General features: G+C 58.5%; 16 protein-coding genes. 7 read left to right on the top strand and 9 right to left on the bottom strand.

What is annotated here, in order from left to right:
• Window positions 1–145: 145 nt before the first annotated feature.
• The 3 genes from LCM21_RS02630 to LCM21_RS02640 form a co-directional block, all read right to left on the bottom strand.
• Window positions 146–1027, bottom strand: a complete 882-nt coding sequence (locus LCM21_RS02630) for a DMT family transporter (RefSeq protein WP_224889197.1) — start codon at window positions 1025–1027, stop codon at window positions 146–148.
• Window positions 1028–1164: 137 nt separating this feature from the next.
• A complete protein-coding gene (locus tag LCM21_RS02635) occupies window positions 1165–1578 on the bottom strand; it encodes a Fur family transcriptional regulator (RefSeq protein ID WP_224889198.1) in 414 nt (137 codons plus the stop codon).
• Between the two features lie 25 nt (window positions 1579–1603).
• Window positions 1604–2356, bottom strand: coding sequence for an endonuclease/exonuclease/phosphatase family protein (locus LCM21_RS02640; RefSeq protein ID WP_224889199.1), 753 nt, complete (start codon window positions 2354–2356; stop codon window positions 1604–1606).
• Window positions 2357–2470: 114 nt separating this feature from the next.
• Here LCM21_RS02640 and LCM21_RS02645 point away from each other — a divergent pair, with 114 nt between their 5' ends.
• Window positions 2471–2743, top strand: a complete 273-nt coding sequence (locus tag LCM21_RS02645; RefSeq protein WP_224889200.1) for a hypothetical protein — start codon at window positions 2471–2473, stop codon at window positions 2741–2743.
• A gap of 26 nt (window positions 2744–2769) precedes the next feature.
• On the opposite strand, the gene LCM21_RS02650 is transcribed toward LCM21_RS02645, so the two are convergent.
• Entirely contained in the window at window positions 2770–4188 is a 1419-nt protein-coding gene (locus tag LCM21_RS02650) for a protein adenylyltransferase SelO (protein WP_224889201.1), read from the bottom strand.
• An 87-nt stretch (window positions 4189–4275) separates the two neighbouring features.
• On the opposite strand from LCM21_RS02650, the gene LCM21_RS02655 reads away from it, so the two are divergent.
• Window positions 4276–4695, top strand: coding sequence for a cupin domain-containing protein (locus tag LCM21_RS02655; protein WP_224889202.1), 420 nt, complete (start codon window positions 4276–4278; stop codon window positions 4693–4695).
• A 41-nt stretch (window positions 4696–4736) separates the two neighbouring features.
• Here LCM21_RS02655 and LCM21_RS02660 read toward each other — a convergent pair whose 3' ends face one another.
• Complete coding sequence (locus LCM21_RS02660; protein ID WP_224889203.1) at window positions 4737–5870, bottom strand: anhydro-N-acetylmuramic acid kinase; 1134 nt, start codon at window positions 5868–5870, stop codon at window positions 4737–4739.
• 250 nt (window positions 5871–6120) lie between these two features.
• Between LCM21_RS02660 and tyrS the strand changes: the two genes are divergently transcribed.
• Window positions 6121–7374 carry a tyrosine--tRNA ligase gene (gene tyrS / locus LCM21_RS02665; RefSeq protein ID WP_224889204.1) on the top strand — a complete coding sequence of 418 codons (1254 nt, stop codon included), beginning with the start codon at window positions 6121–6123 and terminating at the stop codon, window positions 7372–7374.
• Window positions 7375–7448: 74 nt separating this feature from the next.
• Here tyrS and LCM21_RS02670 read toward each other — a convergent pair whose 3' ends face one another.
• Window positions 7449–8180 (bottom strand): hypothetical protein, encoded by a 732-nt coding sequence (locus LCM21_RS02670; protein ID WP_224889205.1) that lies wholly within the window; start codon window positions 8178–8180, stop codon window positions 7449–7451.
• A 209-nt stretch (window positions 8181–8389) separates the two neighbouring features.
• Between LCM21_RS02670 and LCM21_RS02675 the strand changes: the two genes are divergently transcribed.
• Both LCM21_RS02675 and LCM21_RS02680 read left to right on the top strand, forming a co-directional pair.
• Entirely contained in the window at window positions 8390–9145 is a 756-nt protein-coding gene (locus LCM21_RS02675) for a 3-hydroxyacyl-CoA dehydrogenase (protein ID WP_224889206.1), read from the top strand.
• Between the two features lie 9 nt (window positions 9146–9154).
• A complete protein-coding gene (locus tag LCM21_RS02680) occupies window positions 9155–9706 on the top strand; it encodes a sugar O-acetyltransferase (protein WP_224889207.1) in 552 nt (183 codons plus the stop codon).
• Here the strand turns inward: LCM21_RS02680 and LCM21_RS02685 are convergent.
• The 3 genes from LCM21_RS02685 to LCM21_RS02695 form a co-directional block, all read right to left on the bottom strand.
• Window positions 9703–11511, bottom strand: coding sequence for an ABC-F family ATP-binding cassette domain-containing protein (locus tag LCM21_RS02685; RefSeq protein WP_224889208.1), 1809 nt, complete (start codon window positions 11509–11511; stop codon window positions 9703–9705). The genes LCM21_RS02680 and LCM21_RS02685 overlap by 4 nt on opposite strands.
• A gap of 41 nt (window positions 11512–11552) precedes the next feature.
• Complete coding sequence (locus LCM21_RS02690) at window positions 11553–12287, bottom strand: GNAT family N-acetyltransferase (protein ID WP_224889209.1); 735 nt, start codon at window positions 12285–12287, stop codon at window positions 11553–11555.
• Between the two features lie 94 nt (window positions 12288–12381).
• Window positions 12382–12861: an outer membrane protein assembly factor BamE gene (locus LCM21_RS02695; protein WP_068331756.1), complete on the bottom strand. Its 480-nt coding sequence runs from the start codon at window positions 12859–12861 to the stop codon at window positions 12382–12384.
• An 84-nt stretch (window positions 12862–12945) separates the two neighbouring features.
• Between LCM21_RS02695 and LCM21_RS02700 the strand changes: the two genes are divergently transcribed.
• Both LCM21_RS02700 and rpmF read left to right on the top strand, forming a co-directional pair.
• Window positions 12946–13482 (top strand): YceD family protein, encoded by a 537-nt coding sequence (locus LCM21_RS02700; RefSeq protein ID WP_224889210.1) that lies wholly within the window; start codon window positions 12946–12948, stop codon window positions 13480–13482.
• Window positions 13483–13689: 207 nt separating this feature from the next.
• On the top strand, window positions 13690–13896 hold the full coding sequence (rpmF, locus tag LCM21_RS02705) for a 50S ribosomal protein L32 (protein WP_068331762.1): 207 nt from the start codon (window positions 13690–13692) through the stop codon (window positions 13894–13896).

A 13896-nucleotide genomic window follows, 5' to 3' on the forward strand; every position in this document is an offset into this window, starting at 1 on the left:
GAGGCGCATTCCTGTCGCTAAAATAACTTGCACGCCTCATACCATCACCCGGCAAAAAGTAAACCGGATACGTTACCGCTAACACAGATAAATACGAGGGTTTAGGGCTAACAGTTTATCGTTTTTGTCTGCCTGTGGCGATCCCTCAGACCACTGCCGCAAGCTCACGGGCCAATTTGCGCTCTCTCATGAAGGTGTACATGCCCGACCCCATGATCAACGTGGCACCGGCCAGTGTCATCAGATCAGGACGCTCGCCAAACATCAGCATTCCCGCCGCAATCGAAAAGACCAACCGCGTGTAGCGAAACGGCGTCAGCGCCGACGCCTCACCAATCCGCATGGCGGTGACGATCCCATAGTAAGCGACGACGCCAAACAAGATGGCACCCAAATACGGACCGATTTGGGCCGTTTGCAGTGGCACCACGGGTTGCGCAGTAACAAACATTAGAACGAGGCCGGCCAGCGCAATCGCAAGATAGGCCTGAAGCGCCACGACAGAAGAAGCTACCCGGACATCCAGCTTACGCGTGATCAAGTCGCGCGCGGCAATCGCAATAACAGTGGCCACGACAAACAGCGACTCGGGCTGAAAACCCTGAAGCCCCGGGCGGATAATCATCAAGACACCGATGAAACCCACGCCAATCGCGCTCCAACGTCGCCAGCCGACATGCTCGCCCAGAAACAGGGCAGCTCCCATAGTGACAGCCAGCGGCATTGCCTGAAACACGGCGGCCACGGTGGACAGATCCACCAAAGACAGTGCGGTCACAAACGTCAGCGCGCCAACCGCTTCGGCACCGGCACGTACCAAGGGAAGCGGACGCCATGCAAACGGATCAAAGATACGTTTTCGCGTGACCACCGACATCACGGCAAAAACCAGCCCGCAGACCAGCCCAAGAACAATCATGATCTGACCGGTCGGCACAGTGGACGACAGGTGCTTGATAAACATGTCCTCAAGAGTGAAGGCCGCCATCGCACCGACGACCAGCAATATGCCGTTTACGTTGTTCATGATCATGTCCGTTGAAACCTGCGGCCCGACTCACGGCCGCAATCTTCACCAAAAGCGCAACCGAGCCTCACGGGCAAGCGTTATCGGGCTGGAAAACATGAATTCCCGTGCGCCTGCCCTTCGCTATTCGTGATGGTTCAGTCCTGTTTGAGCGGCACGCCGTACAGTTCCAGCCGGTGGCCTTTCAGCTTGTAACCCAGCTTGGCGGCGATCTTTTCCTGCAACACTTCGATTTCAGGATCGACGAACTCGATCACTTCGCCTGACTGCATGTCGATCAGGTGGTCGTGGTGATCACGTTCGGCATCTTCATAACGCGCCCGCCCGTCTCCGAACTCCAGCCGGTCGAGAATGCCCGCCTCTTCGAACAGTTTGACGGTACGATAGACCGTAGCGATCGAGATACCCGAATCCACCTTGGACGCGCGGGCATAAAGCTCCTCGACGTCGGGGTGATCGTCGCTTTGTTGCAGCACCTGGGCAATTGTGCGGCGCTGGCCCGTCATGCGCAGTCCTTTTGCTTCGCAGCGGGCGATAATCGTATCGGTCATGTGTGACCCTCAGAGTAATTCGGGCTTATGTCTTAATACGTCTGTGCGGATGGTGCCACAGGGGATTTGCATCTTGGGTCACACGGCGCAGATCAGCCCAGATCGGCAGATGATCCGAGGCGATATGCGCCGGTCGAGCATCATGCACGCCGTGCAACACAGCCTCTAGGCCCCCGCCCAGCGCGATCCGATCCAGCGCGCCCAGCGGTTGGGCAGCCGGAAAACTCGGAACCGGCGGCAGAAATCGCATATCAGGGGCCAGATGATCCAGCACCGGCTGGCGTGACCATTCGTTGAAATCCCCAGCCCACACGGTCGGCATATCGTTCAGCTTCTTGTCAAATCGGCGGATATGGGTGATTTGCTGCCGTCTGGATGCTGGCAGCAGACCCAGATGCATGCCAATCACGCGCAACGGCCCGATGTGCGTGTCGAACTCGACCTGCACCATGCCCCGTGGCTCTAGCCCCGGCAGGTCGTGATGTCCCTTCTGGCGCACACGGATCGCGTCGCCGCGCCAAATCACGGCGTTGCCATGCCAACCCAGACTGCCTGCCCCACCCAGATCAACAATCTGCCACCCCGCCTCATCCAGCATGAAATGCGGCAACGCAGCAGGGCGCGGCGGTAGGCGTTTGTCGGCCTCTTGCAGCACCACGATGTCAGCCTTCATGCTGTCGATAACCTGCATGATGCGCTGGGGCTGCCGTCGGAAATCAAGGCCGACGCATTTCTGAATATTGTAGCTGGCAATGCGCAGGGTCGACTGGGGTTTCATGTGGCTCTGATCAAACAAATACAGATAAAGTGCCACGCTGGGCGCTGGGTGCAACCCCCTGATTCCCGCCATACAGGGCGAACCGCGACAACCTGACTAAAAAATAGGCGGCAAATGCAGCTCCTCTTGATCACCGCGCCCTTGGCACCTTATGCCGACACGACACGGGATATCTGCCCTGTCGTTTCGGGTGTCATTAACATAGTGCTGGGCTTGGCGCTTCTGTCAGCGATTTACATTTTGCCAATGATCTTCATTACGATCTGGCCTGCGACCAAGCTATCGCCTGCGCGAAGCGTTTGGCGCAGCGCTGATCGTAACCGCCGCCGTGTCAGAGATTTTGCGGGATTAAAAGGCAAGCCAGGTGTCTACCGGCAGGGGCTTTAAACGTTCAGATCAACCCCTTGGCACCTTTACGTCCCGCAGAAGGTCGCGTGGACCACTTCCCTTTCGGTCGGAGGCCGCGCTAGATCGGTGGCCTCGGGCTGATCTTCGTAGGGGTGTGCAAACACGGCGTTGAGCCGGTGGAAAGGGGCATAGTCCCCTTGAACAGCCGCCTGGATCATCTGCTCAACCCTGTGGTTGCGCGGGATAAAGGCGGGGTTGGCGGCATTCATCACGGCCTGAGGGTTTTCCTCGCGCTTCAGCCGTTCACGCCACACCTTCACCCAGTCATCGAATGCGTCGGAGGCAAGGAACTGATCGCGAGCCTTGCCACTGCTTAACGCCCGGAAGGTATTGGTGAAATCGGCCGAGTTCTGCGCCATCCGGGTCAGCAGGTCAGCGATCAGCGCCTCATCGCCCTCGTCTTCGGATAACAGGCCGATCTTGGCCCGGAACCGGGCCAGCCATTCCTGCTGTATCAGACCAGGCATCGCATGCACGATCTCGGTCGCTTCCTCAACGGCTCGTTCGGGGTCATCGAATTGCTGGATCAACGCCGTTGCAAACTGCGCCAAGTTCCACACGGCAATGTCGGGTTGATTGGAATACGCATAGCGCCCCATCCGATCGATCGAGCTGTAAACCGTATTGGGGTGGTAGCTGTCCATAAAAGCGCAGGGACCATAGTCAATCGTTTCGCCGGCGATTGAGAAATTGTCGGTGTTCATCACCCCATGGATAAAACCCACGCTCATCCAACCTGCAATCAGCCGTGCCTGTGCGTCGCGCACCGCGCGCAAAAGGTCCATCGGCCCCGATGCGTTTGGATAGTGTCGGGCGATGGCGTAGTCGGTCAGCTGCTTCAGGCTGTCAATCTGTCCCCGTCCGGCAAACACCTGAAACGTTCCCACACGCAGATGGCTTTGTGCGATGCGTGTCAGAACCGCGCCGGGCATCGGACCTTCGCGCAGAACAACCTCACCGGTTTCAACCGCGGCCAGCGCTCGGGTCGTGGGAATGCCCAGCGCGTGCATCGCCTCAGACACTACGTATTCCCGCAGTACCGGCCCCAGCCACGCACGGCCATCGCCCCGGCGGCTGAACGGGGTCTGACCGGACCCCTTTAACTGAATGTCGCGACGCACGCCATCAGTACCGACAGTCTCACCCAGAAGCACGGCACGTCCATCGCCAAGCTGGGGGTTGTAATTCCCGAACTGATGCCCCGAATACAGTTGCGCAATCGGTTCGGCTCCTTCAGGAACGACATTCCCAGCAAAAGTCTGGGCCATTTCCTCTATTTCACCGGGGGTTATGCGCAAAATTTGTGCCAAGTTGTCATTGAATGCGACAAGGCGCGGCGCGCGCACGGGAACCGGCGCCTGACGGGCGAAGAAGGTGTTCGGGAGCCTGGCGTAGCTGTTGTCAAAAGGGATATTCAAGGTCATGCCGCAAACATATTGTCGAAACGCCCAAATACCATAGCGGATCGCACACCCGCATGCATAATCGATCCAACACCCGCCGAGGACCCCATGACCGCGCAAGAGATCATCGACCGCCTGCACCTGCAACGCCACCCCGAAGGCGGCTGGTTCCGCGAAACCTGGCGGGCCGACAACGCTGGTCGCGCTACGGGCACCTGCATCTATTTCCTTTTGCAAGCGGGTGAGCGCAGCCACTGGCACCGTGTTGACGCAACCGAGATATGGTTGTTCCACTCAGGTGCGCCGCTGACCCTAACCCTCAGCCCTACGGATGAAGGCCCAGCAACCGACCACGTGCTAACCCCTGACCTGACCAAAGGTGCGCCGCAAGTGATTGTGCCCAAGAACCACTGGCAGTCTGCGCGCACGACAGGCGACTATACTCTGGTCAGTTGCACCGTCTCGCCCGGTTTCGAGTTTGGTGGCTTCGTGTTGGCCGAGCTGGGATTTGATATTCCGCGCGGTTGAAAGGCTAGCTTTTGCGCGCTCATTAGTGTCGACCCCGGTTTTCAAGCTTTGGCAATTGTCTGGTTTCGCCCCGGAACCATGCTCACAACCCCGCCGCCAACAAGCGCTTTGACCCCTGTTGTTCCGGGGCACGAGGTTGGCAGGCCGCGCGCAACGCGGACGGCCAGATAGGCAAAGGCTTGCGCCTCAAGCATGTCGCCGTCCAGACCCACCGCCTCGACCGGTTCGACCGGACAGTCAAGTGAGACACGCAGCATTTCCATCAGCACCGGGTTGTGCCGCCCACCCCCGGTTACCAAGACGCGCGCAGGCGGTTTCGGGCAATGCTCCATCCCCTGCGCCACGCCTGCCGCACACATGGCGGTCAACGTGGCTACGGCATCGGCATCTTCCAGTTCCTTCACCAGCTTGATCATCTCGACAAAGTCGTTTCGGTCCAGAGATTTGGGCGGCATTCGGTTAAAATACGCCTCAGCCAGAAAAAGTTCGAGCGCGCCGGTCTCAACCGTGCCGCCTTTGGCCATTGCTCCATCGCGATCCATCTGCAGGCCGAAACGCGCTTGCATAAGGTCATCCACCGGTGCGTTGGCTGGACCGGTGTCAAATGCCAACAAGGCTCCGGGCCTCTCTGGCGCGTCAAAGCTGGGGTCTACATAGGTAAGGTTACCCACGCCGCCCAGATTCAGGAAACACAGCGGCTGAGTCGCGCCGATCCATTTGGCGCAGGCGAAATGAAAGAACGGCGCCAGAGGCGCACCCTCACCCCCCATTGCGATATCATCACTTCGGAAATCCCATACAACCGGCACGCCCAGCGCCTGCGCCAGCCCTTTGCCATCGCCCACCTGCAGGGTACCCCGCCCGCGCGGCTCGTGCGCCAGGGTCTGTCCATGAAATCCGATCAGGTCAACCTTATCGAATTCCGAGAGCACCTCGGCATGAGCAATCGTCACCAACTCAGCCGCCTTATCCACCATCGGCCCGTGCCAATGGCCCAGTGCGGCGTGCAGATCAGCTCGTTCCGTTTTTGAGTATGCGCGATACCCGCTTGGGCCGAACCCGAAAATCTGGTGCCCGTCAGTTTCAACAACCGCGGCATCCACGCCATCCAGCGATGTACCAGACATCGCCCCCAAGGCCCTGATCGGCCCGTGTTTCCTGATGGCCCGCTTCACACTCACCTCGTTTTTCTTGTTATGTGACGCACAACCTGCACGTCGGATGATCGGAAAGGCAAGTCACATCGAACGCAAACCGAGTAATTTGGAATTACATGCGCGCCTGAAACCACAAAAACTCGGAACGAAATCGTGGAACGGGTAACGATCGCGGTCACCAGCCCACGTTTTCGTGGAAAAGGTGCCTTTTCCTTGCCTGACACGCCGCCTATACAGTGCCCCGCAACATAAACCCAAAGGGCACGATATGACCTACCACCCCAAATCGGATTTCATCGCCACGATGATCGAGCGCGGCTTTCTCGCCGACTGCACCGATTATCAGGGCCTTGACGAAGCGCTGATCAGTGGGTGCAAACCGGCATATATCGGCTTTGATGCAACGGCCAAGTCGTTGCATGTGGGCAGCCTGATTCAGATCATGATGCTGCGCTGGTTCCAGAAAACCGGCCACCAGCCGATCACCCTGATGGGGGGCGGTACCACCAAGGTGGGCGACCCGTCTTTTCGTGCGGATGAACGCCCCCTGTTGGGCCCGGAACAGATCGACGAAAACATCGCAGGCATCAAGAAGGTGTTCGCGGCCTACGTCGACTATGACACTGACGCCGAAAACAAAGCGCTGATGCTGAACAATGCCGAGTGGCTGGACGGTTTGAACTACCTCGATTTCCTGCGCGATATCGGGCGGCATTTCTCGGTCAACCGGATGCTTTCGTTCGAGTCCGTGAAATCGCGGCTGGATCGCGAGCAATCGCTGAGCTTCCTTGAATTCAACTACATGATCCTTCAGGCCTATGACTTCCTCGAGTTGAACCGCCGGTATGGCTGTGTTCTGCAGATGGGCGGCAGTGACCAGTGGGGTAACATCGTCAACGGTATCGACCTGACCCGCCGCGTTCTGGACCACGAAATCTACGGCCTGACATCGCCCCTGCTGACCACCAGCGACGGCAAGAAGATGGGCAAATCTCAGGATGGCGCGGTTTGGCTGAACGCCGACATGCGTTCTCCCTACGAGTTCTGGCAGTTCTGGCGCAATACCACCGATGCGGATGTGGGGCGCTTCCTGAAGCTTTATACCGAACTGCCCTTGGATGAGTGTGACCGTCTGGGTGCGCTGCAAGGGTCCGAGATCAACGAGGCCAAGATCCGCCTTGCCAATGAAGTGACGACACTGGCCCACGGAGCCCGGGCCGCTGAGACCGCCGAAGCCACCGCACGCGAGGTGTTTGAAAAAGGCGGTGTGGGCGGAGACCTTCCCACCCTGACGCTAAGCTCAGATGAGCTGGGCGACGGGATGTCCATCGTGCAGATCATCGTGAAATCAGGGCTGGCAAAATCGGGCAAAGAGGCCAAGCGTCTGATCGCCGAAAACGGCGCCAAGCTGGATGACGCACCGCTGACCGATGCAGGGCTGATGATTGATGCAGCTGCGCTGTCCTCCCCAATCAAACTGAGCGCCGGGAAAAAGCGGCACGCTCTGGTTCAGTTGGGCTGATCTAAACCTGAAGGAAGCATAAAACGGCCACCTGATTGGGTGGCCGTTTCTGTTGGACGTAAGTAACGGCGCGATTATCGCTTACCGCCTTTTCCGCCGCCGTTGTTTCCACCATTGCCGTTGCCGTGGTTGCCACCGCCGCCGTTGTTGCCGGCGTTGCCGTTACCGTGGTTGCCACCGTGACCGCCGCCGTTGTTACCGCCGTTGCCATTGCCGTGGTTGCCACCACCGCCGCCGTTGTTACCGCCGTTACCATTGCCGGAACCACCGCCGTCACCGGGGTCGCTTCCGCCACCATCACCCGGACCGCTGCCGCCACCATTACCGGGGCCGCTTCCTCCGCCGTCACCGGGGTCGCTTCCTCCGCCATCATCCGGACCGCTGCCGCCGCCATTACCCGGACCGCTTCCGCCACCATTACCGGGGCCACTTCCTCCGTCAGAGTCACCTCCGTTGTCCACGCCCGACGATGCAAACTCTTCACCTCCGCGGGACTCGCCCAAATTACCTGACGCAGTGATTGATGCGGTTGGCAAGTCCGTTAACAAGGCGGCCAACCCAGGGCATTGCGCAGACGTGTTTTGTGGTGTTGTTGCAAAATCTGACCGCGATTGCAGACGCTCCAAGAAGCTGGGCGTAACCTGCTGACACTCACACAACGCCCTGTAATCACCTCGGTTTGCAGCATCCCGCGCGGTTTTCCAATTGCAGACCTCTGGTGCCGCTGCGACACTGCCTGCTGCTATCACGGTCAGAAAAGGTGCCGCTATCAGCGCGGGAACTCTGACCTTTGAACTCTTGAACATATCGCTTGTCTCCTTGCTTAGTGTTCGTGCCACGCCTCATCGCATTCGATATCGATGTGAGACTCGGGTATTAAGCGTGGTTAAAGATTGTCTGAGATTGCCTTGAGAAACGCTTTGAAAACTGTCTCTGAGGCATCAAAACCGTGGACAGAACCCTAACCCTTGCATTAAATGAACATACGTTCATATCCCGAAGGAAAGGATCCGCCATGCAATTGTCTTCCACATCCGCGGTCATCACTGGTGGCGCTTCGGGGCTTGGCGAAGCGACCGCCCGGTATTTTGCCGAACAGGGCGCGCAAGTTACGATTCTTGATCGCGATTCCGAGCGGGGCGAAAGGGTTGCATCCGAAATTGGCGGTTATTTCGCGCACACGGACGTAACAGACGAAGGATCGGTTGCAGCGGCCATAGCGCAGGCGATGGACAAAATGGGTCGAATCACGGCCGCGGTGAACTGCGCGGGGGTCGCGTTTGGGATCAAGACCGTTGGGAAAGACGGCCCCCACCCTTTGGACGCCTTCCAACGCACCATTGACATCAACTTGGTCGGAACCTTCAACGTCTCACGCCTGGCCGCGGCCGAAATGGCAAAGAACGAACCCGAACCGGACGGCGCGCGTGGCGTGATCATCAATACCGCTTCGATCGCGGCTTTTGATGGGCAAAAGGGTCAGGCGGCTTATGCAGCCTCGAAAGGCGGTGTCGTAGGAATGACGCTGCCCATGGCGCGCGATCTGGCCTCGACCGGCATCCGGGTTATGGCCATCGCACCGGGCATATTCATGACCCCGATGCTGGCCGGGCTGCCCGAAGAGGTACAGCAACAGCTGGCCGCTGACGTTCCCAACCCCGCACGCCTGGGTGATCCGCGTGAGTATGGACGGCTGGCCGGTTTCATCGTCGAGATGGGGTATCTGAACGGTGAAGTTATCCGTATCGACGGCGCATTGCGCATGCGATAGGTCTGCCCCATGACCGAAAGAGAAAAGATGCAGGCCGGGCAATGGTATTGCTGTCTGGACCCCGAGCTTGACGATTTGCGCGCCCATGCCCGACGCGCAGTACACGCGCACAACACCTGTCCCCCGGATGCGCGGGGAGCGATGGCTCCGGAGTTACTGGCGCTGTTCGCAAGCGTTGGATCGGATTGCTTTTTCGAAGCTCCGTTTCACTGCGCATACGGGATCAACATTCACCTTGGCGCGCGGGTGTTCTTCAACGCGGGCTGCGTGATTCTGGATACTGCACCCGTGCGGGTCGGAGATGACTCGATGTTCGGCCCGCATGTTCAAATCTATTGCGCCCAACATGCCAAAGACCCGGATGAGCGCGCGCAAGGGCTGGAAATCGGGCTGCCCGTCACGATTGGTCGACACGTCTGGGTTGGCGGTGGGGCTATCCTGATGCCCGGCATTACTATTGGCGACAATGCAACCATCGGCGCAGGTAGCGTCGTAACCAAGGACGTTGCCGCCGGAGAAACAGTTGTGGGTAATCCCGCCAAGCCGCTTCGGCGCCCCTAGGCGCCTTCAGCCTTTTCTTCGAGCGTCAGCCATTCATCCTCAGCTGCCGCCAGTTTCTCTTGCCGTTCAACCAAAGCTTCGGTGGCTTTTTGGAATTTGACCGGCTCGCGCGTAAAGAGTTCGGGATCAGACATGAGCTCTTCCAGCTTGCCGATCTCAGCCTCCAGCCGGGCAATCTCGGCGGGCAGTTTTTCAAGCCGGTGTTTTTCCGAGAACGACAGGCCCGATTTCGGTTGGCTTTCCGACTTTATCTTCGGGGTTGAAGGCTTTGTTTTTTCGGACTTCTTCTCGACAACATCACCCCGCTGCGTGATGTAGTCTGACCAGCCGCCCGCATAAACGGTTGCACGGCCATTACCTTCCATAGCTATGGTCGTTGTGGCGACACGATCCAGAAAATCCCGGTCATGACTGACCAGCAGAACAGTGCCGTCATAATCATCCAGCAGTTCTTGCAGCAGATCCAGTGTTTCAACATCCAGATCATTGGTTGGTTCGTCCAGCACCAGCAGGTTCGAAGGTTTCGCCATCAGCTTCGCCAGAAGCAAACGCGCTTTCTCACCACCTGACAAAGACTTAACAGCCGCCCTTGCCTGCGCTTCGTCGAACAGAAACTCCTTGAGGTAACCGACCACGTGCTTGGGTTGACCTCCGACCATGACCTGATCAGCCTTGCCAGATACCCGCATCTCCGGGTCACCGGTCAGACTGTCCCAAAGGGTCATTTCCGGGTCCAGTTGCGCACGGGTTTGGTCAAACACGGCGATCTCGAGGTTGGTACCCAACGTTACGGAGCCCTCATCTGGCTGTTCCTGACCCAACAGTATTTTCAGGAGCGTCGTCTTGCCCACTCCGTTTGGCCCGACAAAGGCCACCCGGTCGCTGCGTTGCACCAGCAGGTCCAGGTTCCGTACAATCTGCGTTTCGCCAAAAGACTTCGACACGCCCTTGGCTTCGATCACTTTTCTACCGGACTTCGGTCCCGCCTCCAGCGCCATAGCAGCCGCACCCTGACGCTTGATCTGAGCCGCCTTTTCGGCGCGAAGGGCTTGCAAGGCGCGCACCCGGCCCTGGTTGCGTTTCCGCCGCGCGCTGATGCCCTCGACAGCCCATTTGGCCTCGGACTTGATCAGGCGATTCAGCTTGTGGCGCTGCTGGTCCTCTTCTTCCCAGACCTTGTCACGCCATGCTTCGAACGCTTCGAATCCCTGTTCCTGCCGCCGCACCATTCCACGGTCAATCCACAAGGTCGCGCGGGTCAGAGCCCGCAGGAATGCCCGGTCATGCGAGATCAACACAAAAGCCGCCCGCGTCGATCCCAACTCGCGTTCCAGCCATGTGATGGCTTCGATATCCAGGTGGTTGGTCGGTTCGTCCAACAACATTAAATCGGGCGCTTCGGCCATCAACTTGGCAAGCGCCGCCCGCCGACGCTCACCACCCGAGGCGGTTTCGACCGCGCGTGCGGGATCGAACTTCAACCCTTCTCCGGCGCGCTCAACCTTATACAATTCGCCCGGCTCTAACCCGCTGGAGGCATAATCACCCAGCGTTGCGAACCCTTCCATGCCGGGATCCTGCTCCATGTATCCAACGGATTTTCCGGGCGGCACCACGATGTCACCTTGGTCAGCCTCAACCAACCCGGCCATGACTTTCATCAGGGTGGACTTTCCCGACCCGTTCCGCCCAACCAGTGCTACGCGATCACCGGGCTGGACCACCAAATCAAGTTCGGAAAACACCGGATCACCCCCGAAAGTCAGGGAAATGCCGGACATCTGCAACAAAGGAATTCTCGCCATGCCCGCCAGCTAAACCGGTAAGGCCATAGCGTCAACGGCGATTACCCGGCCACCGCCCGCAGCAGACGTTTCCGCGCCGGGGGAATCGCGCCAATCTCAAGCCCGGTAAAGACATGCAGCGTATTCATGTGGCGATCTACTACTGCGTGATCGCTGACCCAGCCGCCCATCATCAAGTAGGTTCGCAGCAAGGGTGGCATCCGCATCATCGCCTTTTTTACGTCCGGTCTGCGGCGCAGACGCGCGGCAAACCGAAAAACATCCGGTGCCTTCACCCGTGGCAACCAGCGTTTTGGCGCAAGATGGCGATGTTTCAGCATGGCGAAGGCGTCCAGATACTCTTTGGTCTCGGTTCCTGCGAAAGAGGAACAGCCAAACAGCATCTCAACCCCTTTCTGATCGACATAGGCGGTCATCGCCCCCCAAGCGACGCGAAGGATGTCCGGGTCGGTCCAGTCAGGATGGATGCAGAATCGCCCCATTTCGACCATCCGGCCTTGGAACCCTTCCAGAGCAGACAGGTCATAGAATTGGCTCGAATAGCTTTGGCCGATCTCGGACCCATCTTCCATGGTCAACATGCGGAAGCAGCAGACTATCTGTCCGCCCTCCCGCATGTCTTCAATAAGGATATGAGCGCAGACCGGATCGAACTGATCCTGATCGGTCTGTTCCGTGCCGAAGGCCAGCGTCCGAAGCCGCTGCGCCAACGCCAGATCGTGATGCGATTGCGCAAGACGGGCGCGGTACCGCCCTTTCAAAAGCAAGTGTGCCATGGTCGCATCCTCCACGGTTGCTGACCGGTTTCCTCTTGCCGCGTCCTTACCACAGACTGCATGACTGTCGTATGACTATCGCGAGATGTGGCTGTTACTCCTGCGACGCGCCCGGAATGTTGGCCGGGTTGAAGTTGCCGATGTTACCAAGCAGCTGACGGATAAAGCCCTGACCCTGAATTGTGGATTCGGTCACGCGGCGGTCCAGTTGAACAACGATACCATCTTCAAGCCCGAACCGTTCGATGTTCCGGACAACTCCGCGGTCATCAAAGCTGATCGCTACCAACTCGCGCGAGACCACCTCGGGCTTTTTCGGGCCGTAGTGACGAACGCGAGACCGCACGTAGTAATAGCCCGAATCCCGAACCACACCTGATGAGCTTGGGGCACCTACCGCTTCGGCCACGCTGTCGCGGGTGTCCACGCCCACCGTGATCTCGGCCAGGTCCTCGGGGGGCGGGATATATCCATGATTCTTGAACACGGGCGTACACGCACTGGCAGCCGCCAGACAGGCCACAAAGACAAGCGTTTTCGACGCCGGTTTTAACCTGTTTACAAGCTTCAACATTTACACCCTCTTGCCTTGGCCCCGTACGGACCCTATCCGATTACAGAAACCGCAGCCCCGGTTCAACACAGGAAAGGGTCACGAATGAGCAACCAGACATCTCTGCGGGTGGCCGACCTGCCCCAAAACGCGCCAACGCCGTTTGACTTGCGCCCTGACGCCAAGGCACTAGAGGCTATTAAAGACGATCTTGGCCTGCTTGGTCTACGCAAGCTCAGTTTCGTAGGTGATGTGAGGGCACAAGGCAAGCGGGACTGGGCCCTGAACGGCAAACTGGGTGCCACGGTGATTCAGCCATGCGTCGTCACGCTTGAGCCTGTGACAACCCGGATCGAAATCCCAGTGGCCCGAATCTTTGTGGCTGATTGGGTCGATCCCACGGAAGCCGAGTTTGAAATTCCCGAAGGCGACGACACCGAACAGCTTGGTGCTGAGATCGACCCCACCCTTGTTATGGTCGAGGCATTGTCCCTGGCCCTGCCCCAATATCCGCGCAAAGACGGTGCTGAACTAGGTCAGGCTGACTTTACCGAGCCCGGCAAGCAGGCGATGACGGACGAAGATGTCAAACCGTTCGCAGGTCTGGCTGGTTTGCGTGACGCGTTGAAAAAAGACGAGTGACACAGGCTGGTTTTCCTGTCATAGCAGGCCCTCAGAAAAATCGCTTGAACATGACGAGAATCGCAGTATTTTCGCGCGCTCATCGGAATTTGGGTTGGACAACGTGGGGCTTGTGCCCTAAACGCGCGTCAAACCACGAAAAAAACGAAGAATGAAACCCGGCCCTCAGCGAATCTGTTGGCCCATAGTTATACAAAGGTTGAGACCATGGCCGTCCAACAGAACAAAGTTTCCAAGTCGCGTCGCAACAATCGCCGCGCACACGACGCTCTGGTTGCTGCAAACCCGAACGAATGCCCGAACTGTGGCGAGTTGAAGCGCCCGCACCATGTTTGTGCAGCCTGCGGCCACTACGATGACCGCGAAGTCGTCGCACAGGCCGACGAAATCGATCTGGACGAAGACGCGGCCTAA

Origin of the sequence: Ruegeria profundi, assembly GCF_020171505.1 — a bacterium.
Classification (GTDB): domain Bacteria; phylum Pseudomonadota; class Alphaproteobacteria; order Rhodobacterales; family Rhodobacteraceae; genus Ruegeria; species Ruegeria profundi.

Coding starts and splice junctions, on each gene's coding strand:
- LCM21_RS02645 (WP_224889200.1), top strand. CDS start 2,471: ATGCAGCTCCTCTTGATCACCGCGCCCTTGGCACCTTATGCCGACACG.
- LCM21_RS02685 (WP_224889208.1), bottom strand. CDS start 11,511: ATGGCGAGAATTCCTTTGTTGCAGATGTCCGGCATTTCCCTGACTTTC.
- LCM21_RS02655 (WP_224889202.1), top strand. CDS start 4,276: ATGACCGCGCAAGAGATCATCGACCGCCTGCACCTGCAACGCCACCCC.
- tyrS (WP_224889204.1), top strand. CDS start 6,121: ATGACCTACCACCCCAAATCGGATTTCATCGCCACGATGATCGAGCGC.
- LCM21_RS02650 (WP_224889201.1), bottom strand. CDS start 4,188: ATGACCTTGAATATCCCTTTTGACAACAGCTACGCCAGGCTCCCGAAC.
- LCM21_RS02630 (WP_224889197.1), bottom strand. CDS start 1,027: ATGAACAACGTAAACGGCATATTGCTGGTCGTCGGTGCGATGGCGGCC.
- LCM21_RS02690 (WP_224889209.1), bottom strand. CDS start 12,287: ATGGCACACTTGCTTTTGAAAGGGCGGTACCGCGCCCGTCTTGCGCAA.
- LCM21_RS02675 (WP_224889206.1), top strand. CDS start 8,390: ATGCAATTGTCTTCCACATCCGCGGTCATCACTGGTGGCGCTTCGGGG.
- LCM21_RS02700 (WP_224889210.1), top strand. CDS start 12,946: ATGAGCAACCAGACATCTCTGCGGGTGGCCGACCTGCCCCAAAACGCG.
- LCM21_RS02670 (WP_224889205.1), bottom strand. CDS start 8,180: ATGTTCAAGAGTTCAAAGGTCAGAGTTCCCGCGCTGATAGCGGCACCT.
- LCM21_RS02635 (WP_224889198.1), bottom strand. CDS start 1,578: ATGACCGATACGATTATCGCCCGCTGCGAAGCAAAAGGACTGCGCATG.
- LCM21_RS02680 (WP_224889207.1), top strand. CDS start 9,155: ATGACCGAAAGAGAAAAGATGCAGGCCGGGCAATGGTATTGCTGTCTG.
- LCM21_RS02640 (WP_224889199.1), bottom strand. CDS start 2,356: ATGAAACCCCAGTCGACCCTGCGCATTGCCAGCTACAATATTCAGAAA.
- LCM21_RS02695 (WP_068331756.1), bottom strand. CDS start 12,861: ATGTTGAAGCTTGTAAACAGGTTAAAACCGGCGTCGAAAACGCTTGTC.
- rpmF (WP_068331762.1), top strand. CDS start 13,690: ATGGCCGTCCAACAGAACAAAGTTTCCAAGTCGCGTCGCAACAATCGC.